Annotated in this window: 18 protein-coding genes and 1 pseudogene; 6 read left to right on the forward strand and 13 right to left on the reverse strand. The window is 72.4% G+C overall.

All coding sequences use genetic code 11. The features are described 5' to 3' along the window. The first annotated feature begins 65 nt into the window (after positions 1–65). A complete protein-coding gene (locus ACIBM5_RS02570) occupies positions 66–1,544 on the forward strand; it encodes a zinc-dependent metalloprotease (protein WP_391585186.1) in 1,479 nt (492 codons plus the stop codon). Then, positions 1,541–2,071 (forward strand): NUDIX hydrolase, encoded by a 531-nt coding sequence (locus tag ACIBM5_RS02575; RefSeq protein WP_396004989.1) that lies wholly within the window; start codon positions 1,541–1,543, stop codon positions 2,069–2,071. The genes ACIBM5_RS02570 and ACIBM5_RS02575 overlap by 4 nt, the downstream gene beginning before the upstream one ends. 85 nt (positions 2,072–2,156) lie before the next feature. Here the strand turns inward: ACIBM5_RS02575 and ACIBM5_RS02580 are convergent, their stop codons facing one another. The 4 genes and pseudogenes from ACIBM5_RS02580 to ACIBM5_RS02595 all read right to left on the reverse strand — a co-directional run. Then, a complete protein-coding gene (locus ACIBM5_RS02580) occupies positions 2,157–2,912 on the reverse strand; it encodes an AIM24 family protein (protein ID WP_396004991.1) in 756 nt (251 codons plus the stop codon). A 22-nt stretch (positions 2,913–2,934) separates the two neighbouring features. Next, on the reverse strand, positions 2,935–3,621 hold the full coding sequence (locus tag ACIBM5_RS02585) for an AIM24 family protein (RefSeq protein ID WP_396004992.1): 687 nt from the start codon (positions 3,619–3,621) through the stop codon (positions 2,935–2,937). 7 nt (positions 3,622–3,628) lie between these two features. Beyond that, positions 3,629–5,431: a TerD family protein gene (locus ACIBM5_RS02590; protein WP_391585190.1), complete on the reverse strand. Its 1,803-nt coding sequence runs from the start codon at positions 5,429–5,431 to the stop codon at positions 3,629–3,631. 436 nt (positions 5,432–5,867) lie between these two features. Then, positions 5,868–6,479, reverse strand: a pseudogene (locus ACIBM5_RS02595) (M48 family metallopeptidase); the annotation flags it as partial. A gap of 219 nt (positions 6,480–6,698) precedes the next feature. Between ACIBM5_RS02595 and ACIBM5_RS02600 the strand changes: the two are divergent. Together ACIBM5_RS02600 and ACIBM5_RS02605 are read left to right on the forward strand one after the other, a co-directional pair. Continuing rightward, positions 6,699–7,805 (forward strand): ThiF family adenylyltransferase, encoded by a 1,107-nt coding sequence (locus ACIBM5_RS02600; protein WP_396004994.1) that lies wholly within the window; start codon positions 6,699–6,701, stop codon positions 7,803–7,805. Beyond that, complete coding sequence (locus tag ACIBM5_RS02605; RefSeq protein ID WP_396004995.1) at positions 7,802–9,178, forward strand: ABC1 kinase family protein; 1,377 nt, start codon at positions 7,802–7,804, stop codon at positions 9,176–9,178. The genes ACIBM5_RS02600 and ACIBM5_RS02605 overlap by 4 nt, the downstream gene beginning before the upstream one ends. 114 nt (positions 9,179–9,292) lie before the next feature. Here ACIBM5_RS02605 and ACIBM5_RS02610 read toward each other — a convergent pair whose 3' ends face one another. The 4 genes from ACIBM5_RS02610 to ACIBM5_RS02625 all read right to left on the reverse strand — a co-directional run bounded on the left by ACIBM5_RS02610 (position 9,293) and on the right by ACIBM5_RS02625 (position 12,844). Next, on the reverse strand, positions 9,293–9,514 hold the full coding sequence (locus ACIBM5_RS02610; RefSeq protein ID WP_355541032.1) for a hypothetical protein: 222 nt from the start codon (positions 9,512–9,514) through the stop codon (positions 9,293–9,295). 59 nt (positions 9,515–9,573) lie between these two features. Further along, positions 9,574–9,912 carry a WhiB family transcriptional regulator gene (locus ACIBM5_RS02615; RefSeq protein ID WP_355541030.1) on the reverse strand — a complete coding sequence of 113 codons (339 nt, stop codon included), beginning with the start codon at positions 9,910–9,912 and terminating at the stop codon, positions 9,574–9,576. Between the two features lie 138 nt (positions 9,913–10,050). Then, positions 10,051–10,473 carry a hypothetical protein gene (locus ACIBM5_RS02620; RefSeq protein WP_391585193.1) on the reverse strand — a complete coding sequence of 141 codons (423 nt, stop codon included), beginning with the start codon at positions 10,471–10,473 and terminating at the stop codon, positions 10,051–10,053. Between the two features lie 175 nt (positions 10,474–10,648). Continuing rightward, positions 10,649–12,844 (reverse strand): ATP-dependent DNA helicase UvrD2, encoded by a 2,196-nt coding sequence (locus tag ACIBM5_RS02625; RefSeq protein WP_396004996.1) that lies wholly within the window; start codon positions 12,842–12,844, stop codon positions 10,649–10,651. Positions 12,845–12,994: 150 nt separating this feature from the next. Here ACIBM5_RS02625 and ACIBM5_RS02630 point away from each other — a divergent pair, with 150 nt between their 5' ends. Beyond that, positions 12,995–13,264 carry a mycoredoxin gene (locus tag ACIBM5_RS02630; RefSeq protein ID WP_396004997.1) on the forward strand — a complete coding sequence of 90 codons (270 nt, stop codon included), beginning with the start codon at positions 12,995–12,997 and terminating at the stop codon, positions 13,262–13,264. A gap of 73 nt (positions 13,265–13,337) precedes the next feature. On the opposite strand, the gene nudC is transcribed toward ACIBM5_RS02630, so the two are convergent. Further along, positions 13,338–14,258 (reverse strand): NAD(+) diphosphatase, encoded by a 921-nt coding sequence (nudC, locus tag ACIBM5_RS02635; RefSeq protein ID WP_396004998.1) that lies wholly within the window; start codon positions 14,256–14,258, stop codon positions 13,338–13,340. Next, positions 14,255–15,673, reverse strand: coding sequence for a dipeptidase (locus tag ACIBM5_RS02640; protein ID WP_396004999.1), 1,419 nt, complete (start codon positions 15,671–15,673; stop codon positions 14,255–14,257). The genes nudC and ACIBM5_RS02640 overlap by 4 nt, the downstream gene beginning before the upstream one ends. A gap of 97 nt (positions 15,674–15,770) precedes the next feature. On the opposite strand from ACIBM5_RS02640, the gene ACIBM5_RS02645 reads away from it, so the two are divergent. After that, the gene (locus ACIBM5_RS02645) at positions 15,771–16,619 is read left to right on the forward strand and encodes an endonuclease/exonuclease/phosphatase family protein (RefSeq protein ID WP_396005000.1); all 849 of its coding nucleotides are present in this window, start codon (positions 15,771–15,773) and stop codon (positions 16,617–16,619) included. 15 nt (positions 16,620–16,634) lie between these two features. Here the strand turns inward: ACIBM5_RS02645 and ACIBM5_RS02650 are convergent, their stop codons facing one another. From ACIBM5_RS02650 to ACIBM5_RS02660, 3 genes are all read right to left on the reverse strand, one after another. Next, entirely contained in the window at positions 16,635–17,795 is a 1,161-nt protein-coding gene (locus tag ACIBM5_RS02650) for a PP2C family protein-serine/threonine phosphatase (RefSeq protein WP_396005001.1), read from the reverse strand. A 116-nt stretch (positions 17,796–17,911) separates the two neighbouring features. After that, positions 17,912–21,496, reverse strand: coding sequence for a UvrD-helicase domain-containing protein (locus ACIBM5_RS02655; protein ID WP_396005002.1), 3,585 nt, complete (start codon positions 21,494–21,496; stop codon positions 17,912–17,914). Between the two features lie 112 nt (positions 21,497–21,608). Further along, the gene (locus ACIBM5_RS02660; protein WP_396005003.1) at positions 21,609–22,322 is read right to left on the reverse strand and encodes a hypothetical protein; all 714 of its coding nucleotides are present in this window, start codon (positions 22,320–22,322) and stop codon (positions 21,609–21,611) included. Between the last annotated feature and the right edge of the window lie 79 nt (positions 22,323–22,401).

A 22,401-nucleotide genomic window follows, 5' to 3' on the forward strand; every position in this document is an offset into this window, starting at 1 on the left:
GAGTCAGCATCGAGTGGTCGGGCCCGAGGGCGCCGCACACGTGGACAACGTAGAGGGGCCCAACCATGGCTGACTTCCCCTTCGGCTTCGGCAAGCCCTCGGGCGACGACGACCCCGATCGTCCCGGCGGCGGTTCCGGCGGCTCGAACCCCAACGACCCGTTCGGCTTCGGCGCGGCCGGCGGTGACCCCAACAATCCGTTCGGCGCGCTGTTCGGGCAGATGAACCAGGCCGACCTGGGCGCCGCGTTCCAGCAGCTGGGCAAGCTGCTCTCGTACGAGGGCGGCCCGGTCAACTGGGATCTGGCCCGGGACATCGCCCGGCAGACGGTGGCCCAGCAGGGCGACGCGTCGATCGGCGCGGTCGAGCGCGCGGGCGTCGAGGAGGCCGTGCGGCTGGCCGAACTGTGGCTGGACGAGGCCACCTCGCTGCCCTCCGGGGTGAGCACCACCGCGGCGTGGAGTCGCTCCGAGTGGATCGAGGCGACGCTGCCGCAGTGGCGCGCGCTGGTCGAGCCGCTGGCGACCCGGGTGGTCGCGGCCATGGGCGAGATGATGCCCGAGGAGATGCAGAGCATGGCCGGGCCGCTGCTCGGCATGATGCGCGGCATGGGCGGCGCGATGTTCGGCGCCCAGGTCGGGCAGGCGCTGGGCGCGCTGGCCGGCGAGGTGGTCGGTTCGACCGACGTCGGGCTGCCGATCGGGCCCGCGGGCAAGGCCGCGCTGCTGCCGGCCAACCTGACCGCGTTCGGCGAGGGGCTGTCGCTGCCGCAGGACGAGGTCCGGCTGTACCTGGCCCTGCGCGAGGCGGCGCACCAGCGGTTGTTCGCGCACGTGCCGTGGTTGCGGCAGCACCTGTTCGGCGCGGTCGAGGCGTACGCGCGGGGCATCAAGGTGGACATGAGCCGGCTGGAGGAGGCCGCGGGGCGGATCGACCCGAGCAACCCCGAGGCGCTCCAGGAGGCCTTCTCGCAGGGTCTGTTCGAGCCCGAGGAGACCCCGGAGCAAAAGACCGCGCTGTCCCGCCTGGAGACGGCGCTGGCGCTCGTGGAGGGCTGGGTGGACGCGGTCGTGCACAGCGCCGCCGAGCCTCGGCTGCCCTCGGCGGGTGCGCTGCGCGAGACGCTGCGCCGGCGACGGGCGACCGGCGGCCCGGCCGAGCAGACGTTCGCCACGCTGGTCGGGCTGGAGCTGCGCCCGCGCCGGCTGCGCGACGCGGCGCGCCTGTGGGCCTCGCTCGCGGACGCGCGCGGTGTGGACGGCCGGGACGCGGTGTGGCAGCACCCCGACATGCTGCCGACCGCCGACGACCTGGACGACCCGGACGGCTTCGTGCACCACGCCGAGCTGGACCTGTCCGGCCTGGACGCCGAGCTGGATGCGGACCTGGACCGGCTGGAGTCGACCGACGACAAGCCGAGCGGTGCCAAGCCGAGCCTCGACAAGCCCGGTGCCGACGAGTCCACCGGCGACGCGCCCGCCGGCGAGTCCGGCCGCGGCGACGAGTCGGAGGGCAAGGACGGCGGGAAGGGGTCCGACGCGTGAGCCTGCGGCTCGACGCGGTCGACGTGTTGTCGAAGTGGGACGCGCCCGACGACCGGGCGGACCGGCTGCGTCGGGCCTACCTGACGCACCTGGCCGCACACGAGGACGGCATGCTCAAGGCCTGCCCGGACGCCCACGTGACGGCGAGCGCGGTGATCGTGGACCCGGCCCGGGGGCAGGTGCTGCTGACCCTGCACGCGAAGGTCCGCAAGTGGTTGCAGACCGGCGGGCACTGCGAGCCGGTGGACCGCACGGTGGCCGAGGCGGCGCTGCGCGAGGCGCGCGAGGAGTCCGGGATCACCGGCCTGACCCTGCTCGCGGGCGGCGCGCCGGTCGGTCTGGACCGGCATCACACGCCGTGCGCGGTGCACCTGGACGTGCAGTACGTCGCGCTGGCCCCGCCCGGCTCGACCGAGCTGATCAGCGAGGAGTCGCTGGATCTGCAGTGGTTCGCGTTCGATGCGCTGCCCACCGAGACGGACGACTCGGTCCGGGCGCTGGTGGCCCGGGCCCGCGAGGTGCTCTGAGCGCCGCGAGGCCACGACGCGACACCGCGAGGGGCGCCCGACCGATCTCCGGTCGGGCGCCCCTCGTGCGATGTACGGCTGCCGCCTACTGGCCCCAGGTGTTGCCCCGGACGCCGCCGTCCTGTCCCAGGCCCCGGTTGGCCAGGTAACCGCCGGCCGAGATGAACTCGACGGGCGGCAACATCTCGCTGGGCTGGACCACGACGTAGCCCTCGCCCATGAAGGCCATGTTCCAGCCCTCGCCGGTGCCCCGGCGACGGCGGTAGATCCGCGCCGAGTTGGTCTGCGCCTGCATGCTGATCGACAGCCGGGTGCTCCACGCGATCACCGCGTCGGCGTCCGCGAACACCTCGGCGCCGTGGGTGACCCGCATGATCAGCGGCTTGCCGGAGGTCATCAGCGCGATCTTGCCGTTGCCGCTGATGTCCAGGTTGTAGGAACCGGCACCGGCGACCGACTGCGCACTCTCGATCGCGACCACGTTCCAGCTGAGCGTGCTGTCCAGGGCCAGGACGTACTGCCCGTCCACGGTCAGGCCCTCGAAGTCGAGGTCGAGCACGTGGATCGACTGGGCCATGTTGGCCAGCCACATGGTGCCCGTGCCGTGGGCGCGCATCAGGTTGAGCTGTTCGCCGGTCGCCGCGGCGGCCTGCTGCTCGGCGCCGCTGCGCATGTTCCCGTCGAAGTCGATCGCGCCCTGGTAGGCGACCATCGAGCCGACCCGGGCCAGGCAGTGGTCCGGCAGTCCGTTGCCGAGCTGCACCTTGAGCATGTGCGCGTTCTGCAGACTGAACCGCTCGGGCGTCTGCATGGGTGCGTGACCGAAAAGCGAGCTTTGCACGGTATTCCTCCTTCGCTCGCGGTCAGCCGCGCACGTGGAAACGGTCGGTGGCGTCCTCGGCCGGCTGCACGACGACGAAGCCGTTGCCCTTGAAGGACACCTGCATCGCCTCGCCGGAACCGCGCCCGACGATGCCGCCGAGCCGCATCGAGCGCTTGGTGCCGACCTTGAGGCTGGTGCTCCAGGCCACCAGCGCGTCCGGGTCGACGTAGGTCTCGCGCTCGGACGGGTTGAGCACGACGGGAGTTCCGCGCGTGGTGATCGCGACCCAGCCCTGGCCGGACAGCTCCATGTTGAACAGGCCGTTGCCGCTGAACTTCGCGGTGACCCCGCTCACCATCTTGATCCGGTGTTCCAGGTTCTCGTCGAACGCGAGGATGTTGCTCGCGTTGACCGACAGCCCCTCGCCCGGGTTGAGCTGCATGATGGCCACGTCCGCGCCGTAGTCGGCGAAGTACACGTCGCCCTGGCCGGTGCAGCTCATCAGATGCATGCGTTCGCCGGTGATGCCGCCGGTCACCCGGCGCTGCGCGCCCTGGCCGTGACCGGCGAACCGGATGTAGCCCTCGTAGGCGATCATCGCGCCCTGCTTGGCCAACACGCCGGGTGCGCCGGGCTGGATGTTGACCCGACAGATCTTGTTGCCGTGTGCGCTCATCCGAGCCTGAGGGGCGGTCTGCCCGTACGCGGCGATCAGTTGCTGATCCATGTTCCCCTCACACCTCGTAGGGCTGGACGACGATGAAGTTGTTGCTGCCGGGCGGGCAGCGGAACTGCAGGTTGACCGTCTCGCCGCTGTGCCCGGGGAAGGCGGTCCGGCGCAGCCGCATCTGGGTCGTGGTCGAGACGTCCATGTCGGTCCACGCCACGATCGCGTTGCTGTCCGCGAAGGTGGGCCCCTGGACCGGGAGCACCAGCGGGATGCCCTGGGTCTTGACCACCACCGTGCCCTGGCCGCTGAAGGTCTGCGCGAACAGCGCACCGCCGGGGATGCCCACGCCCTCGACCCGGGCCGGCTCGATGGTCAGGCCCTCGTCGAAGGCGAGCACGTTGGCCACGTTGACGAACAGCTTGTTGCCCTGGAGCTCGACCAGGTGCAGGTGGGCGGCGTCCTCGGCGAAGAACACCTCGCCGTTGCCCTCACAGCGCATCAGTTCGAGCGACTGGCCGGTCTGCCGGTTGTCGTAGCGGCTGCGCAGGCTCTGCCCCTGGAACTTGAACTTCACGTCACCCTGGTAGGCCACCATCACGCCCTGGCGGGCGATCACCTTGCCGCCGGAGACGTCGACGCGGACCATCTTGGCGTTCTGCTGGGTCCAGCGACCGCCGGCGGCCACCTCGCGGTACTGCTCGATGCCGTACTGGAAGGCGGGCTCGGACGAGGCGACGCCCACTCCCTGCATGCCGGGCGGCGGTGCGGGCGGGCCGGGCGGGCCGCCGGGCACCGGCATCTGCAGCGTGGGCTGCATCTGGCCGGGCTGACCCGCTCCCGGGTAGCCGCCGGGTCCGGGCGGGCCGGGCGGCGGGTAGCCCCCGGGGCCGGACGGAGGCGGGTAGCCGCCGGGCGGAGCGGGCGGCGCCATGTGGCCCTGGTGCGGCGTCTGGTGCGGGAAGCCGCCGGGACCGGGCGGGCCGGGCGGCGGCGGGTAGCCTCCCGGCGCGCCGTGCGGCGGCGTGCCCTGGGGCTGGTTGTACTGCGGCGGGCCGGGCGGCGGCGGATACCCGCCGGGGGCGCCGTGCGGCGGTGTGCCGGGCTGGTTGTACTGGGGCGGGCCGGGCGGCGGGCCGCCGTGCGCCGGCATCGCGCCGACCGGCTGGGGCGCGCCGGGCGGCGGGCCGAAGTTCGGGGTCGGGGCAGGCGGCGGGCCGCCTCCGGGCGGGCCGAACGAGGGCGCGGGCTGCTGCGGCGGCATGCCGCCGGCGCCGGGCGGAGCGAAGCCCGGGGCGGCGCCGGAGGGCACCGGGTTGGGCTTGGGCGCCTCGTCCGGCTCGTCCTCGGCGACCTCGCCGCCGAAGTTCTCCAGGAGCGCGCGCAGCCCGCCGTCGAAGCCCTGTCCGACGGCGGAGAAGCGCCAGACGTCCTTCTTGTAGATGTCCGCGATCATCACGGCACGCTCGGTGCTGAACTCGCGCCCGGTGAACGAGTAGCGCGCGACCTCCTGGCCGCCCGCGACGATCCGCAGGTAGCCGGAGGCGACCTGGGACATCACGCCGTCGCCGTCCACGGTCGCGGTGAACGCGAGCTTGTTGACGTTCGGCGGGACTCGGTCGAGGGTCACCCGGAAGGACTCGGTGTCACCGGCCTGGGCACCGAGGAGCTGGATCGATTCCTCGGGCGACTTGGGCTGGTTGAAGAAGATGAAGTACCGATCGTCGGACAGCCGCTCTCCCGCGTCCAACCCGAAGCACGCGATGTCGAACGTCAGCCCGGGGCTTTCCAGCTGTACCCCGACATACAGATCGGTCCCCGCGGTCAGGTCGGACAGCTTCGACTTCTGTCCCTTCCTGAACTCGACCACTGTGTGGCTCCCTTCCCCGCTTTTCCGCCCACCGGCGGTGCGGGCGCCCACCACCTGGGTCCCCGCCGCGCTCGGCACGCTACAACATCGGATCCGCCCCGGTCCGGGAACGGCACAACGCCCGACGGCGCTCTCGTAGCGCCGACGAGCGATTCCCCACGACCGGTTCCCGGTTGCGTACGCGCCTCACGCTATACGCCCGAATCCGGCGCCGCGACGACTCGCGGGGCCCGGATCCGGGTCAGCCGCGGGGCTTGCGGCCGGTGCGATCGCGCGCAGTCCCGGCGCGCGTACCGTCCGCAGCGGCGGTGCCCTTGCGGGCCGCGCGCGGGCCCGGCGAGGCGCCTCGGCCGCGGGTGGTCGGCGCCGCTTCCGGCGGCACCGACTGCGGGGTGCCGGCCGTGGTTTCCACGTCGTCCTTGTCGTCGCTCATCGCCAGTCCGCTCGCGGCCGCGACACCCTCCAGATATCCCCGTGCGCGTTCGGTGCGCGGATACGCGGCGAGCAGCGTCCAAAAGCGCGGCCCGTGACCGGGCACCAGCAAATGCGCGAGTTCGTGCAGCAATACATAGTCGACGACATGCGTCGGCATGCCGCGCAGCCGGGTGGAGAGTCGGATCGTGCCGTCGACCGGCGTGCACGAACCCCAGCGGGTGTTCTGATTGCCCACCCAACGCACGCTCGCCGGCTGTGCCCGTCCGCCCAGATAGCGGGCGGAGAGCTCGCGGGCCCGGACGGCGAGGTCCTCGTCGCTGGGCCGTCGGCGGCGCTCCTGGGCGGCCAGCCGCTCCAGCATCACGCCGACCCAGCGTTTCTCCTCGGTCTGCGTCATCCGGCCGGGGAGCAGGACCACGGTCCGATCCCCGTCCCGGTAGGCCGACACGGTTCGTTTCCGTCGGGCGCTGCGACGCACCTCGACGGCACCCTGGTAGGGGGCTCCGGACGACGTGTCGCGTCCGGCCCCGGGATCGGCGACCACAACCAGGACGTTAACCGACCGCACCGACAGGGCGCCCGCACTTCGGGCCGGCCGGGGGATATTCGACATCGCCCGATCCCATGTCGCAGCGCGGCGAAAGCGCTATTCGTTCGATATCTCCCATTCCATTCTTCTGTGCCTAATATTTCCAAATAGCATATTCATATGCCGGTTGTGGACGACGAAATACCCGGCGGTCCGCGGTCGGGCACGCTGGGCCGACCGAGCCGTCCCGCGGATCTCGGTCCCTCTCCCGTTCCCGGTGTATCGCTGCTCGGAGGCCCGACCATGCGCCCGCTCCTCAAGCCCGCCCTGCGTCGGTTGTGGCGCGATCGACAGACCCTGCAACTGGGCCTGGATCCGCGCCGGGCGGTGCTGCTCGGCGGGCTGGATCCGACCACCACACGCTTCGTCGAGCAGTTGGACGGCACCCGCGACCTGGACCGGACCTGGGAGCTGGCCGAACGGGTGGGGCTGGGTCGCGCGCACGCCGAGGCGGTGCTCGACCTGCTGGCTCGCGAGGGCGTCCTGGAGGACGCCTCCGGGCGACCCACCCCGGTGCCCGCGCTGCCTCGCGAGCGGGCCCGGCTGGGTCCCGACCTGACCTCGCTCGCCCTGATGCACGGCAGCGGCGAGGCGGGCCTGGCCGCGCTGGACCGACGCGCCCGGGCGGTGGTGGCGGTGCACGGCGCCGGCCGGGTGGGCGCGGCGGTGGCCGGACTGCTCGCCGCCGCCGGCGTGGGCCACGTGGTGCCCGCGGACCGCCGGCCGGTGCGCCCGGGCGATGCGGGGCCGGTGGCGTTCGGCTGGGACGAGGAGCGCCCGCGCCGGGAGACCACGGTGCGAGCCGCGCTGCGCCGACTGGCCCCGGGCGTGCAGTGTGCGCTGCCCGCCGGACGCGGCACCCCCGACGTCGCGGTGCTCGTACCGGAGGGCCGCCCGGATCCGGCGCCGGGCGCCCGGCTGGTCCGGCAGCGGGTGCCGCATCTGTACGCGGACATCCGCGAGACGACCGGGGTGATCGGGCCGTTCGTGCTGGTGGGACGGTCGGCGTGCGGGCGCTGCCTGGATCTGGCCCGCAGCGACCGCGATCCCGGTTGGCCGCGCCTGCTCGCCCAACTCGCGGCGGCGCCCGTGCCCGGCGACGCCCCGTGCGATGTGGTGCTCGCCACCGAGGTCGCGGCGCGGGCGTGCCTGCAGGTGCTCACCTTCCTCGACGGCGCGCTGCCCACGACCGTGGACGGCACGGTGGAGATCGAGCTGCCGGACGGCCTGACCCGGCGCCGGAGCTGGTCGCCGCACCCTCGCTGCGACTGTCGGGCCACCCACCCGGCGCAAGAGGTGGGGCCCATCGCACATGCCGAAGCGTCGAGTCGGACACAATGGGTCGCGTGAGCGATCTTCCGCGTAGGGCCGTGACCCGCACCGCCAAGCTCGCGTCCCTCCCGTTGGGGGTGGCCGGCCGGGCGACACTGGGCCTGGGCAGGCGCATCGGTGGCAGACCGGCCGAGATCGTCGCCGCCGAACTCCAGCAGCGCACCGCGCAACAACTCTTCAAGGTGCTCGGCGAGTTGAAGGGCGGCGCGATGAAACTCGGGCAGGCCCTGTCGGTGTTCGAGGCGGCGCTGCCCGAGGAGGTGGCCGGGCCCTACCGCTCGGCGCTGACCAAACTCCAGGACGCGGCTCCGCCGATGCCGGCGCGTACCGTGCACAAGGCGCTTGCCGACAATCTCGGCGGCGGCTGGCGCTCGCTGTTCGAGGAGTTCTCCGAGACCCCCGCCGCGGCCGCCTCGATCGGCCAGGTGCACCGGGCGGTCTGGCACGACGGGCGCGCCGTCGCGGTCAAGATCCAGTACCCCGGGGCCGGCGACGCGCTGATCTCCGACCTCAATCAGCTCGGCCACGTCGCACGCTTCGCCGGCGCGCTGATCCCGGGCATCGACGTCAAGCCGCTGATCGCCGAGCTCAAGGCCCGGGTCGCGGAGGAGCTGGACTACCAGCTCGAAGCGGAGGCGCAGACCGCGCACGCCGTGGAGTTCGACGGCGACCCGGACATCTTCGTGCCGCACGTGGTGCACCAGACCGAGCGGGTGCTGATCACCGAGTGGATGGACGGCAAGCCGCTGTCCCAGGTGATCGACAAGGGCAGCCAGGAAGAGCGCGACCGGGCCGGGCACATGCTCAGCCGCTTCCTGTTCTCCGGCCCCGCGCGCACCGGCATGCTGCACGCCGACTCGCACCCGGGCAACTTCCGCCTGCTCGACGACGGGCGACTGGGTGTCCTGGACTTCGGCACGGTCAACCGACTGCCCGAGGGGCTGCCCGAGCCGATCGGCCGGGCGTTTCGGCTCGCGCTCGACGGCGACGCGGAGAGCGTGATGCAGGTGCTCCGCACCGAGGGCTTCGTCAAGCCGTCGATCCGGCTGGACGCGGCCGAAGTCCTGGACTACCTGCTGCCGTTCCTGGAACCGGCCGAGGCCGAGGAGTTCACCTTCACCCGGGCCTGGATGCGCGAACAGGGCGCGCGGGTCGGCGACCCGCGCAATCCCGCGTCCGCACTGGCCCGACAGCTGAATCTGCCGCCGAGCTACCTGCTGATCCACCGGGTCACGCTGAGCACGATCGGCGTGTTGTGCCAGCTCGGTGCGACCGCGCCGTTCCGCGACGAACTGGTCACGTGGTTGCCCGGCTTCGCCGAAGAGGACTACGAGGCCGAGGAGTTCGACTTCTCCGTCGAGGACGCCGAGGACGTCGAAGACGTCGAGTAGATCGACGGGGCGAGAACTCCGGGCGCACCACCGGGTGTTGACCCCGCGCACGCCGAAGGGCGGGCACTCCCCTCGGGGAGTGCCCGCCCTTCGGCGTGTTGCGCACCGGCTCTGCTACATCACCGCGATGGCGAGGGCCCGGCGGGCGCGCATGGAGGCGACCTCCGCCCGACGGCGCATCCTGCGCGCCATCCGGACGTGGTACGCCCTGCGTTGGAGCTCCGCTTCACGGAGCTGTTGATCCATCTGAGCCCTCGCGAGGGCTTCGTTGATGAGATGCAACTCCCTGCTCCTGTCATTGGGCAAAACGGCGTTCGTGTCGTGGATGTGCTTCATGGGTTCCTGCGCGTACGTGGTGCGTCGGGTGCTCGTGCGTCGGGGTCCTGCGGGCGGGGTCACGCGGCGACCTCCGTCTTGCGCGGACGGCCACGGGGACGCTTGCGGGCGACGACGACGCCCTGCACGAAGAGCTCGCCACCCCAGACGCCCCAGGGCTCGCGGCGCTCGAGCGCACCCTGGAGGCACATCTCGCGCACGGGGCACTCACGGCAGAGGGCCTTCGCGTACTCGACGTCCTCGGGGGACTCGGCGAAGAAGACCTCGGGGTCGTAGGAACGGCAGGGGATCGTCGACTCGAGCTGCTCGACGTCCTCGAAAGCGGTGAGGGTCATCAGGTCTACCTCCGATGTCGCTGTGGCTGTGCTGCCGGGTGCGGGGGGTTTGACGTGGGGCACGTGGTGCTCCTGTGATTCGTGGGACTCGTGTCCCCGGTGGTCGCTACTCGGTGCTGCTGACAGCCGACAAAAGACAAGGGCCGCGGATCCCGGTGTTCGGGATTCCGCGGCCCTGGAGGGTGCCGACCTGACGTCTCGTCAGGTCCTGTTCCTCCAGGACGGATACCCGTTGTTACCGGCAAAACCGGCCATGGTCATGCCATTGGCCTGCTGCGTTTCCTGCTTCTGCGCCTGCTCGCAAGCCGCCGCGCTCGACGGTCGCTCGTTGCGACGCGTCGTGGCTGCCTGCTCGCCTTGCCACGGACCCTCGGCGCTGCCCGCCAGACCGACGAGACCTGAGGCACCCGCTGCTGCGGACACACCACTGCCGTTGCCGCGCAGTCGCGCGGAGGCGGTGATCAGGGCATCGGTCCCGGCATAGGACAGATCCAGGGGGAGCCCGGCCAGGCCGGACTTGGGCAGGGAGAGATCGGCATGCGACAGCTTGGCGGAGCCCACCGACACCACGACCGAAGCGGCGGCGAACGCCTGACGCTGGGCTTTCAAGTTCCTGGTGATCACGACGTTCACCTCCTTTCGAGAGGGTTTCGGGGCAACACCGCAGGGGTGCTTCCAAGTTTCACGGACGAGCACGGTCGAACGTTCCGACCGTGCTCGTGAGCGTAGATGCGGTTCGGAGCGAGACGCAAACGATTTATTGCATGGTTCTCGTCACTCGAGGGAAACCCCTCACACCTCACACCCCGTCGGGGGCATCCTCGTCCACCGGGATGTGCTCGAAGTCGTCCGGGACGGGCTCGATCGTCGGGTCGTGGCCGGCACACAGTGCGAGTACGTCGTCACCGAATCGGTCCAGCTTGGTCCGGCTCACCCCCGGAATCGCGGCGAGTTGGCGCTCGTTGAGCGGCCGGGCCTCGGCGATCGCGGTCAGCGTCGCGTCGGTGAAGATGACGAACGCGGGCTGGCTCTGTTCCTGCGCCTGCTCCAGCCGCCACGCGCACAGCTGCTCGAACAGGAACTCGTCGATGTCCGAGGGGCAGTCCAGGCAGCGGCCGATCTTGCGCTCGGCGGCGTCCTGGAGCGCCCGCGCGCAGACCCGGCAGCGCACCGGTCCCACCTTGCGCCGGGGCCGGGTCGTACCGTCCGGACCGCGGACCGAGCCCGGGGCGCGGAACGCGTCGGGCTGCCCGAAGCCGGTGCCGGACGAGCCGCCGCCACGCAGGCCGTCCAGGAACCGGGAGGCCTTGCGCGGCCGCCCGCCGGGAGTGCGGGCCAGCGCCCAGGACAGGGTCAACCGCTCGCGGGCGCGGGTCACCCCGACGTAGAGCAGCCGGCGCTCCTCCTCGATCTTGTCCGGGGTGTCCGCGTAGGCGATCGGCATCATGCCCTCGTTGAGGCCGACCAGGAACACCGCGTCCCACTCCAGGCCCTTGGCCGCGTGCAGCGACGCGAGCGTGACCCCCTCCACCGTCGGCGCGTGTTGCGCACTCGCCCGCTCGGCCAGTTCGACGTTGAAGTCGCGCAGCGTCGCCTGTGGCCGCTTGGCCGCGAACTCCTCGGCGAGCCGCAACAACGCGGCCAGCGACTCCCACTTCTCCCGCGCCTGACCGGATCCGGCGGGCGGCTCCGCGCTCCACCCGGTGTTGCCCAGCACCGCGCGCACCTCGCCCGGCAGGGAGCCGGCCTCCGACTCGGATTCGGATCCACCCGAGATGGCGTGCGCACGCAGGAAGCCCACCGCCTGGCGCACCTCGGCGCGCTCGAAGAAGCGCTCGGCGCCCTTGAGCAGATACGCCACGGACTGCTCGGCGAGCGCCTGCTCGTACGCCTCGGACTGCGAGTTGGTCCGGAACAGCACGGCGATCTCGGCGGGCCGCACACCGTCCTCGATCAGCGCGCGGATCTGCTTCGCGGTGCTCTCCGCCTCGGCCTGTTCGTCGGCGTGCTCGACGAAGCGCGGGGCCGGGCCCTCGCCGCGCTGCGAGATCAGTTTCAACCGGTGCTTCGCCGCCTCGCCCGAGGCGTGTGCGAGCAGCCGGTTGGCCAGGCCCACCACCTGGGGGGTGGAGCGGTAGTCGCGGACCAGCTCGACCACCTCGGCGTCCGGATACCGGCGGCGGAAGCCGAGCAGGTAGGCGGGCGTCGCGCCGGTGAACGAGTAGATCGTCTGGCTCGCGTCGCCGACCACGCACAGGCTGCGGGCCTCGTTCGCCCACAGGTCCAGCAGCCGCTGCTGGAGCGGGTTGACGTCCTGGTACTCGTCCACGGTGAAGTGTCGGTACTGCGCCCGGACCGCCTCGCGCACCTCGGGGCGCTCGTCCAGCAGTCCGATGGTGAGCAGCAACACGTCCTCGAAGTCCATCCGGCCCTTGCCGGACTTGATCTTCTCGTAGGCCGCGTAGACGTGTGCGATCTCGGCCGCCGCACGCGGCGGCTTGCGGCTCGCCGCGAGCACCGCGCCCGGGTAGTCGTCCGGCGCGGTCTGGGTCGCCTTGGCCCACTCGATCTCGCCGGTGATGTCGCGCAGCTCGGCCCGATCGGCCCGCAGTCGGCAGTGCTGCACCGCGTCGCGGACCAGCATGATCTTGGTCTCCACCAGCTGGGGCGGTGCGCCGCCGAAGACCTTCGGCCAGAAGTAGGACAACTGGCGCAGGGCCGCGGCGTGGAACGTGCGCGCCTGCACGCCGGGCACGCCCAGGTCGCGCAGCCGGCCGCGCATCTCCCCCGCGGCGCGCGCGGTGAAGGTGACCGCCAGGGTCTGGCCGGGTTGCATCGCGCCGGTCAGCACGCCGTAGGCGATCCGATGGGTGATCGCCCGGGTCTTGCCGGTGCCCGCGCCCGCCAGCACGCACACGGCGCCGTCGACGGCCTTGGCCACCCTGCGCTGCTCGGGATCGAGCGCGTCCAGGACGTCGTCGGGGGAAGCGATCATCGGCCCATCCTCTCAGGCATCCCGAGCACGCGAAGCCCGGTTGTGCACAGGCGCCCGGGTTGTGCACAGGCGTGGAATCAAACCGGTCGCACACACGTTGCCGATGTCGGAAGCCGTTCCCGGACCGGGCGAACAAAGGAGTGCATGACGATGTCGGCCCCCGTGACGATGTACAGCACGACGTGGTGCGGCTACTGCCGCCGGCTCAAGAGCCAGATGGAGCGCGAGGGCATCGCCTACACCGAGGTGAACATCGAGCACGACCCCGCCGCCGCCGACTTCGTGATGAGTGTGAACGGCGGCAACCAGACGGTGCCGACGCTGGTGATCCTGCCGGCGGACGGCGGGGAGCCGCTGTGGACCGCGACCAACCCCAGCCTCGCCCAGGTCAAGGCCGCCGTCGCGGAACTCGCCGCCTGAGCGCGAGCGACCCGACGCATGCCGCGGCCCACGACGGATTCCCGTCGCGGGCCGCGGCACGTGCGGACGGGGGCTACCAGTGGTTGCCCTCGTCCAAGGCTTCGCCGTACCACTTCTCGATCAGGTATCGGGCGATGGAGAGCGTCCCGGGCAGCAACACCTCGCCCGTGTCGATCGCCTCCTTGAGCTGTGCCCGCGAGTACCAGTGGGCCTCGGAGATCTCCTCGCCGTCCACCCGCACCCGGTCGTCCTCGGCGTAGGCGATGAAGCCCAGCATCAGGCTGGAGGGGAACGGCCACGGCTGGCTGGCGAGGTACTCGGTGGACGCGGTACGGACGCCGACCTCCTCGTGCAGTTCGCGCGCGACCGCCTGCTCCAGCGACTCGCCGGGCTCGACGAAGCCGGCGAAGGTGGAGAACCGCCGGTCCGGCCAACTCGCCTGCCGGCCGAGCAGGCACCGGTCGTCCCGGTCCAGCACCAGCATGATCACCGCCGGGTCGGTGCGCGGGTAGTGCTCGGCCTCGCAGGACGGACAGCGGCGCACGTGGCCGGCCGCGGCGATCTCGGTCGGCTGCCCGCAGCGCGCGCAGAACCGGTGGGTGCGGTGCCAGTGGTGCAGCCCGGTGGCGTGCACGAGCAGCCCCGCGTCCCGATCGTCCAGGAGCGTGCCGAGCTCGCGCAGGGTGCCCGCGCGCACGTCCGGCCCGGGATCCGCCAACTCCTCCACCGTGACCGCGAAGTAGCGCACGCCGTCCGCGTCGACGCCGAGCAGGTACCGCTCGCCCGCGGGCGCCTGGGCCGGCTCGACCAGGACCAGGCGCGGCGCGCCCGGGTCGCCCGTCCAGTGCGACCGGCCCTGCGCCAGGACCAGGACGCGGGTTTCGGGCGTGCGCCACGCCTGGTCCAACCAGGCCTGGTCCAGGCGGTGTTCGGCCGCCCGGTCGAGGGTGGCCCGGGCCAGGGCCTGTCCGGCGACAGGCTTGGGGTGGATCAACTGACGTCCCTTCCGGATCGTGCTTCGTGCCAGGTCGCCGCCAGATCGTGCCAAAGGTGTGCGGCGGCCTCCGCGCCCTTGAGGAGCAGCGGCTTCTCCACCTTCTCATCGACCGAATGCCAGCCGTCGTCGGGCAGCGAGACGCCCAGGAAGACCACCGGCGCGCCCAGCACCTCCTGGAGGTCGGCCTCCGGCCCGGAGCCGCCCTCGCGGGTGTACAGGATCTCCGTGTCGAACGCGCGGCCGAGCGCACTCACCACCGAGCGCAGTGCGGGATGGTCCAACGGGGTCAGGCACGGCCGGACACCGGTGCCGAAGTCGAGTTCGCAGCGAATCCCGGCGGGCACCCGTTCGGCCACCCACGCGCGCACGATCCGGTCGATGTGCTCCGGGTCCTGGCGGTCCACCAGCCGGAAGGAGAGCTTGGCGTGGGCGGAGGCGGGCACGATCGTCTTGCGGCCGGGGCCGGTGTAGCCGCCCCAGATGCCGTTGACCTCGGCGGTCGGACGTGCCCAGACCCGTTCCAGCGTGGTGTATCCGGCCTCGCCGCTCGTCGCGGCGGACTTCGCGTTGGCCAGCCACGCCGCCTCGTCGAACGGCAGCTTGCCGAACAACTCCCGCTCGCGGTCCGTCAGTTCGCCGACGCCGTCGTAGAAGCCGGGGATCGTGACGTGGCCGTCGTCGTCGTGCAGCGCGGCGATCAGCCGGGCGAGCGCGGTGGCCGGATTGGGCACCGCGCCGCCGAAGGAGCCGGAGTGGATGTCCGACGTGGGGCCGAAGAAGTCGATCCGGACCTCGGCCAGACCGCGCATGCCGGTGCAGGTGCTGGGTGTGTCCGCGCCCCACATGCCGGTGTCGGAGACCACCACGACGTCGCACGCCAGCCGATCCCGGCGCTCGCGCAGCAGCCCCGGCAGGTGCTCCGAGCCGGACTCCTCCTCGCCCTCGACGATCAGCTTGAGGTGGACCGCGGGCGTGTCCCGTCCGGTCGCGGCCAGATGCGCCCGCACGCCGAGCAGGTGGAAGAGCACCTGACCCTTGTCGTCCGCCGCGCCGCGTGCGTACAGCCGGTCGCCCCGATCGGTCGGCTCGAACGGCGGCGTGCTCCAGCCGTCGGCGAGCGCCGCGGGCTGCACGTCGTGGTGCCCGTAGACCAGCACGGTGGGTGCGTCCGGGTCGGCCGAGGGCCACTCGGCGAACACCGCCGGCAACCCGGCGGTCTCCCACACCTCGACGGTGGGGAAGCCGGCATCGCGCAACGCACCGCCCAGCCACCACGCGCTGCGCTCGACGTCGGCCGCCGCGGCCGGGTCGCCGGAGATCGAGGGAATGGCCAGCCAGGCGCGCAGATCGGCGAAGAAGTCGGCCGCGTGCGCGTGCACGTAGGCGGAGATGTCGTGGTCGGGGATGCTCATGGATCCGACCATATGCCCGCCGCGCGGACGGGCGGCGTGTGGCGTCGGGGCGGCGATCGGCCCACGCCGGCGAACCCGCCGGGGTTACCGTCGGTCGATGACGACGCTGCGGATCGCGACCTTCAATCTCCTGCACGGTATGGATCTGGCCGACGGCCAGTCCGATCCGGAGCGGCTGCGCGCCGCGCTGGCCGACCTCGACGCCGACATCGTGGCCCTCCAGGAGGTGGACCGGCATCAACAACGCTCGGGCGGCGCGGACCAGGCGGCGATCGCGGCCGACGCGCTGGGCATGTCGCAGTGGCGCTTCCTGGCGTCGGTGCACGGCGTGCCCGCGCCGGTGTCGGGGTGGACCGAGGACGAACCGGTGCCGGGCGAGCGTCGGGTGTACGCGGACGGCGAGCGCGGCGAGGGCGGGCCCGGATACGGCATCGCCCTGCTGTCCCGGCTGCCGGTCTCGCGCTGGCGGGTCCGGCGCTTCCCGGCGGCGCCGCTGAGCCTGCCGCTGCGGGTCCAGGGCCGGCCCGGCCTGACCCGCGTCCCGGACGAGCCCCGGGGCGTGCTCGCGGCGGTCGTGGAGGGGCCGCACGGACCGTTCACGGTGCTGGCGGCGCACCTGTCCTTCGTACCCGGCTGGAACATCTCGCAGCTCGCCCGGATCCGCCGCTCCACCGCCGACCTGCCCGGTCCGCAACTGCTGCTCGGCGACTTCAACCTGCCCGGGCGCATCCCGCAGGCGGTGGTGGGTCGGCGCGGGCGGGGTGCGGGTGCGGTGCGCTGGCGCTCGCTGGCCCGGGTGCCCACGTATCCCTCGTATCGCCCGCGGGTGCAGTTCGACCACGTGCTCGGGCACGGCATCGGCCCCGAGGCGGTCCGGCGCACCGAGGCGGTCCGGTTGGGCGTGTCGGACCACTGCGCGCTCGTGGTGGAGCTGGAGGTCGGCTGAGCGGGACGGCGGCGCTCAGGCGGTCAGCCGCTCCCCGCGCAGCCCGTCCTGTCGGGCGAGCACGGGCCGGTAGCGCAGCAGCACCATCGCCGCGTCGTCCTGGAGCGGATGGCCCACGTGCCGCTGCACGTCGGCCTCCAGCCGGTCCAGGGTGTCCTCGACTCCGGGCAGGCTGTCCGGCGCGCGGTCCGGGAGCGGGTAGAACTCGCCGGCCGGGTTGCGCGCCTCGATGATCCCGTCCGTGTAGAGCAGCAGCCGGTCCTCGGGCAGCAGCGGCACCCGCAGCACGGGCAGCTCCAGCTCGCGCAGGTCCAGGATGCCCAGCGGCGGCGTCGGGGCCGGCGGGTCCAGCGGCTCGGCGTGCACGCCGCGCAGCAGCAGCGGCGCGGGGTGGCCACAGTTGAGGATGTCCACGCAGGCGCCGTCGCCCGGGAAGCCGAGCAGGATCAGCGTGACGAACTCCTCGTCGTCCTCGCCGAGTCGACGCTCCAGGCTGGCCGAGAGCCGTCGGGCCACGCCCGGCAGGTCCGGTTCCTCGTACGCGGCCTCGCGGAACGCGCTGAGCACCGCAGCGGCGGTCCGCACCGCGCCGAGTCCCTTGCCGCGCACGTCCCCGATCGCGACCCGGACGCCGAACGGGGTCGGCACCACCTCGTACAGGTCCCCGCCGATCCGCGCCTCGGCCGCCGCCGCGCGGTAGCGCACGCCGACGGTGAGGTGGCCCATGCTCCTGGGAACCTGGGGCAGCAGCACCTCCTGGGCCGCCTCGGCGACGCTGCGCACCTCCTCGATGGTGCGCTCCTGGCGCATCCGCACATGCACGCCGGCCCACGCGGTGGTGGTCACCAACGCGATCGAGACGAGCGTGATGAAGGGCTCGCCGCCGCCTCGGCCCTGGCCGAGGGCGGCCAGCGCCACCGCCACCACGGCCGCCACCGCGCCGGTGATCAACGGTCCGCGCGGCACCGTCTGGGTGAGCCCGGACAGCGCGGGCGCGACCGCGAGCAGCGGTCCCACGTGTACGTCCTCCGGCGTCGCGGCGGCCAGCACCACGACCGCGAGGATCACCAGGAACGGCAACAGGCGCAGGAACAGGCCGATCACCGGCAGCAGGGGACGGTCGCCCGCAACGCCGACGAGCCGCAGTGCCCGTCTCGTCTGTGCTGTTCCGCGCACCGGTGCCGTTTCCCGTCCCGTCGAAGTTCGCCGTACTGCCGATTTCCATAAACCATACGAGCGTCGGAAACCGGCCGCATCGGGCCCATCGTCCCCCGATCCGGGTTTCGCACGGATCAAGGACCTCGGTCCCGACCCGATTCGTCGGCTTCTGTGAACAACTGTTCCAATTCGTCGCGGCCCGGCAGTCCCCTGGGCCGGACGAGTTCCCCGGTGCGCACGTACAGGAACGCGGCCGAGACCTCCTCGATCGGCACGTCGGCGTATTCGGCCCAGGCCAGCCGGTAGACCGCGAGCTGGAGCGGGTCCGCGTTCTGCACCCGGTTGGTCTTCCAGTCGACCACCTCGAAGCCCTCGCCCTCGCGGTAGACCGCGTCGATCCGACCGCGCACGATCCGACCGCCGAGAAAGAGCTGAAAGGGTGCCTCCACCCGGTACGGGGCGCGCTGCGCGTAGGGCGTGCGCAGGAACGCCTCCTGGAGCGCGAGCAGGTCGGCCTCGTCGGTGATCTCCTCGTCGGCCGCGCCTGGCAGGTCGTCGGGTTCGAGCAGCGGGCGCTCGCCGAACAGCGACTCGACCCACGCGTGGAAGCGGGTGCCGCGCCGGGCCGCCGGGGCGGGCGGACGCGGCATCGGCCGGGCCAGCTCGCGCGCGAGTCCGTCCGGGTCGTTGGACAGGCGCAACATCTGGGACGCGGACAACGTCGCGGGCAGCGGCACCTCGCGCACCCCGGATCGACCGCGGCGCAGTTCCTCGGCCAACCGGACCAGGTCGCGATCCCACGACTCGATCAGGGCCAGCTCGTCCGGCGTGGGCTCGAAGGCGGCGCCGGCCGCGGGGCCCTCGACCGGGGGGTGCCCGGCGCGCACCTCGTCGGAGCGGCCGCGGCCCTCGGCCGAGTGCCCGCGCGGATCCGCGGGCACTCGCGCGTCGTCGTGCCCGCGGACGTCCTCGGGCTCGCGTACCTCGTCGTGCCCGCGCGCGTCCTCGGGCTCGCGCGTGGGCTGCTCGTGGTCGGGCGGCCCGGGGTCGTCCTCGGGCGGCGGCGCGTCCTGCTCCGGGTCCGCCGGGACGTAGGTGTCGTAGACCTCGACCGGCACCTGCTCGTGGTCGACCGATCCGAAGCCGGGCTCGTCCGCGGACCCGGACCCGTGCTCGGGCCCGGCCCCCGACCCCGCTTCGGGCTCGACCGAGGGATGTTGCACCGCGTGGTCGACCCGTCGGGCCGCCTCGCGCCGGGCGAGCTCGGCGAGCACCGCGTCGGCCGCCCGGCGGCGCTCCACCAGCGCGGTCGCGTCCAACGGCAGCGGCCAGGCGTGCTCGACGGTGTCCGCGAGATACGGATTGACCGGTTCGGCGGGCTCGGGTGTCCAGACCTCGACGGTGCCGTTGCCGGCCAGGCAGTGCTCGTGCAGGCGGGTGAGGAACTCGGACGGCCCGCGCGGCTTCTTCTGGGTGGGCCCCCACCAGTGTCCGGACGCGATCAGCAACTGCTTGGGCCGGGTGAAGGTCACGTAGCCCAACCGCAGTTCCTCGGTCGCCTGATGCTCGCGCATCGAGGCGTCGAACGCCTTGAAGCCCTTGGGCGTCAGGTCGGGCAACACCGCGAGCGCGTCCGCGTCGCCGCGCAGCGGGTGCGGCAGCGCCTTGCCGTTGGTGATCCACTTGCTCTGCGTGCGCACACTCGGGAAGACCCCCTCGATCAGCCCGGGAACCGCGACCACCTCCCACTCCAGGCCCTTGGACTTGTGCGCGGTGAGCACCTTGACCGAGTCGCCGGCCGTGGGCAGGCTCCCGTCCAGGCCCTTGTCGTGTTCGGCGGCGGTGCGCAGGAAGGCGAGGAACGCGGTGAGCGAGGGATCGCCGTCCAGGTCGGCGAAACCGGCCGCGACGTCCAGGAAGGCGTGCAGCGTCTCCCGGCGGCGGGCGGCCAGAGCACCGGGCGACGCGGACAGCTCGACCTCCAGGCCGGTCCCGGCGAGCACCCGGTGCAGCAGGTCCATCAGCGGTTCGCCCAGGTGCCGGCGCAGGTCGCGGATCTCGGTGGCCAACCTGGCGAACCGGCGGCGCGCCTCGGCCGAGAACGCGTACTCCTCGCCCGGGTCGGCGAGCGCGTCGGAGAGCGAGACCACCTCGGTGGGGTCGATTCCGGCCACCGCCTCCTCCAGGCGCGCGTCCGCGTCGTCGGCGCCGGCCCGCTCGACCCGGACCAGTTCGGCCGCCCGGCGACCCAGCAGGGCCAGGTCGCGCGGGCCGATCCGCCAGCGCGGGCCGGTCAGCAGGCGCACCAGCGCGGAGTTGGCGGTGGGCTCGTCGAGCACCTCGCACACGGCCACCAGGTCGGCCACCTCGGGCAGGTGCAGCAGCCCGGACAGGCCGACCACCTCGACCGGGATGTCCCGCCGCACCAGGGCCGCGTGGATGTCCGCGAAGTCGGCCGCGGTGCGGGCGAGTACGGCGACGTCGCCGGGGGTGATCGGATCGCCGTCCTTGTCCAGGACGGTGCCGATCGCGGTCTTGATCCGGTCCGCGAGCCAGTCGATCTCCGCACCGTGGGTGGGCAGCAGCGCGGCGACCGCCCACCCCTCGTGTTCCGCGCCGGGGCCCGGGCGCAGCGCCTCCACCCCGCTCTCCGGGGTGCGCAGCGGCGCGGAGAGGTCGTTGGCGAAGGTCAGGATCCGGCCACCGCTGCGCCGGTTCTCGGACAGCGCGTAGCGGGCCGCGGGGGCACCGTCGCGGTCCGGGAAGTGCACCGGGAAGTCGTGGATGTTGGCGACCGAGGCACCGCGCCAGCCGTAGATGGCCTGGCACGGGTCGCCGACCGCGGTGACCGGGTGGCCGTGCCCGAACAGCCCCTGCAGCAGCACGCGTTGGGCCACCGAGGTGTCCTGGTACTCGTCCAGGAGCACGACCCGGTAGGTGTCCCGCAGGATCTCGCCGACCTCGGGCCGCTCCCCCGCGATCCGGGCCGCGTAGGCGATCTGGTCGCCGAAGTCGAGCAGGTCGCGGCTGCTCTTGGCGTGCCCGTACGCGTCCACCAGCCGGGTCAAATCGAGCCGGTTCCGGGCCGCGTCGGCGGCCTTGCGCGCGGCGGCGGAGGGCTTGGCGGCGGCCTCGACGTCGGCGATGAAGGCCCGGTCCCATTCCTGGAGCCGCTGGGGGGACACCAGGTGTTCGGCGAGTTCGCCGCCCAGGTGCAGGACCGAGGCCACCACGTCCGGCAGCCGGCCGGTCAGGGTGGGGAAGGGTCCGCGGGCGGTACGCGCGGCCCGGGCCGCGAGCTGGTAGCGGGTCGCGTCGGCGAGCAGTCGGGCCGAGGGCTCCAGCCCGATCCGCAGGCCGTGCTCCTGGAGCAGCCGGCCCGCGAACGCGTGGTAGGTGGACACGGTCGGTTCGCCCGCGTCCTCGTCGGCCGGTATCTCGCCGCCGCGCAGTTGCCCGATCGCCTTGCGCACCCGCTGTGCCAGCTCGCCGGCCGCCTTGTTGGTGAAGGTGAGGCCGAGCACCTGGTCGGGGCGCACCGCGCCGGTTCCCACCAGCCACACCACGCGGGCGGTCATCACCGTGGTCTTGCCGGATCCGGCGCCGGCCACGATCACCCCGGGAGCCAACGGGGCGAGCACGGCGTCCAGCTGCTCGGGCGTGAAGGGGATCCCGAGGAGGCGACACAGGTCGTCCGGGTCGGTCAGTACGGCGTGCACCGGAGGAACAGTACTGCCGTGGCCGGACACCCGACGGTGGCCGGCCACGGCATCGGCCCCACCCGGCGACAGGGACGGTCGCCGGGTGGGGCCGCCGCGTTCGTGCGGTCGATCAGGCGTCCTGGGACAACCGCTTGAAGTCTTCCTTGGTCACCGACTCGGCGGGCGCGGTGGGCTCGCACTTGCTCTTGCCCTTGGTGAACTTCATCGTGGCGTTGCCCTTGCCCTCCGACTTGACCATGAACGGGTAGGGCTTGCCCTTCTCCTGGACGTAGAGGGTGGTCGTCTCGCCCTCGTCGTCCTTCTTGCTGAGCGGGATCACCTTGGCGCCGTCGATCTTGACCGGCTCGCCCTTGGTCACCCCGTCGGTGGAGCCGTCGAAGAAGTCGGTCATGTTCGCGAACGAGTCGTCGTCCTCGACCGGGGTCTTCATGTACTTGCCGGCCAGCTTCCCCACGACCCCGTCCAGGACGGCGGGCGGGACGCTCTCGCCCAGCGACTTCTTCCAGAACGCGGCGTCGGCCTTCATGTACTGGTCCTTGCCGACGACGATCATCTCGACCGGGTTGCCGTCGATGACCATCTTGCCCTGCACGTCCGCACCGTTGCGGATGCACAGGTCCCACTCGATCCTGGTCTCCTCGTCCTGCCCGCCGCCGACCATCTTGTAGTCGGCGACCGACTTGAGCAGCTTCTGCGCCTCGTCGGCCAACACCTTGGCGTCGGTGCCTGCGTTCGACTTCTCCTCCGAGCCGCCACAGGCGGTCAGGCCGGCGAAGGCGAGGGCAACGACGGGAACGATCATGGCCATGCGTGAAGTGCGCACGAAACTCCTTGCGATTCGGGGACTGGAGTTGCTTCCGCACGAGTATGGCTATGGCAAAGAAGGCATGATCAACCGCCCC

The sequence above is a fragment of the Embleya sp. NPDC050493 genome, assembly GCF_044458105.1.
In the GTDB taxonomy this organism is placed as follows: domain Bacteria; phylum Actinomycetota; class Actinomycetes; order Streptomycetales; family Streptomycetaceae; genus Embleya.